The sequence below is a fragment of the Shimazuella alba genome, assembly GCF_009831235.1.
In the GTDB taxonomy this organism is placed as follows: domain Bacteria; phylum Bacillota; class Bacilli; order Thermoactinomycetales; family Thermoactinomycetaceae; genus Shimazuella; species Shimazuella alba.
Map to the genome: position 1 here is coordinate 1 of NZ_WUUL01000037.1, position 1,228 is coordinate 1,228.

Annotated in this window: 1 protein-coding gene; it reads left to right on the forward strand. The window is 41.5% G+C overall.

Annotation, left to right across the window (positions count from 1 at the left end; translation table 11 throughout):
• The coding region (locus tag GSM42_RS20280; protein WP_160803378.1) for an IS1182 family transposase at nt 1–1,228 on the forward strand (1,228 nt) is incomplete at both ends.

The window sequence follows — 1,228 nt, forward strand, 5'->3', positions numbered from 1 at the left end:
TATGAACTGGTAGAAGAGCATTACTGTCTGGATAATGGGAGACCCAGCGTTGATCCTGTTGTTTTAATCAAGATAGCACTCATTCAATATTTATTTGGAATACGCTCGATGCGTCAAACCATCAAAGAAATCGAAACCAATGTGGCGTATCGTTGGTTTATTGGATATAGCTTAACGGAAAAAATACCCCATTTCACTACGTTTGGGAAAAATTATGTACGTCGGTTTGAAGGTACAAACTTGTTCGAAGAAATCTTTACACGAATTCTAAAAGAGGCGATGAATCGAAGATTCATCGAACCTGATGTGATGTTTATGGATTCTACTCATGTGAAAGCGAGCGCCAACAAAAAGAAATATATCAAGCGAGTAGTAGAAGCTCAAACACGAAGCTACCAAGAACAGTTAGATCAAGAGATTCGAGAGGATCGAAAAAAACAAGGAAAAAAGGAATTCGCTCCTAAGACAAAGGAAGTACGGGAGATCAAAGAAAGTACGGTCGACCCAGATAGCGGATACTATGTAAAAAACGAACAAGAGCGACAATTTGCTTACTCGTTTCACACAGGGTGTGATCGAAATGGATTTGTCTTAGGAGCGATGGTAGAACCTGGAAATATTCACGACAGTCAAGTGTTTCCTGCGCTATACCAAAAGCTGAAAGATACAGTAGGAAAGCCCACAGCCGTGGCTGTGGATGCAGGTTACAAAACGCCTTTTATTGCGAAATTATTATTAGATGAACAGGTTCGGCCTGTGATGCCTTATAAACGACCCATGACGAAAAAAGAATTCTTTCGAAAACACGAATATGTGTATGATGTGTATTATGACTGTTATCTTTGTCCACAAGACCAAGTGTTACCGTACCGAACCACAACCAGAGAAGGATACAAACAATATGTTTCCAATCCTAAAGTTTGCAAGGACTGTCCAGTCCTTGCCCAATGTACACAAAGTCGATCCCATACCAAACAAATCCATCGTCATATTTGGGAAGAGGCTTTAGAAGAAGCAGAGCATCTGAGACATACCGAAACCAATAAAGAAATCTATGCACGGCGAAAAGAAACGATCGAGAGAGTTTTTGCCGATATGAAAGTCAAGCATGGCATGCGTTGGACGAACTTGCGAAGAAAGTCAAAAGTTCAGCACCAAGCGATGCTTGTTTTCGCTGCCATGAACTTGAAAAAGCTCGCCACCTGGCGGTGGCGAGCCCTTCATCCTC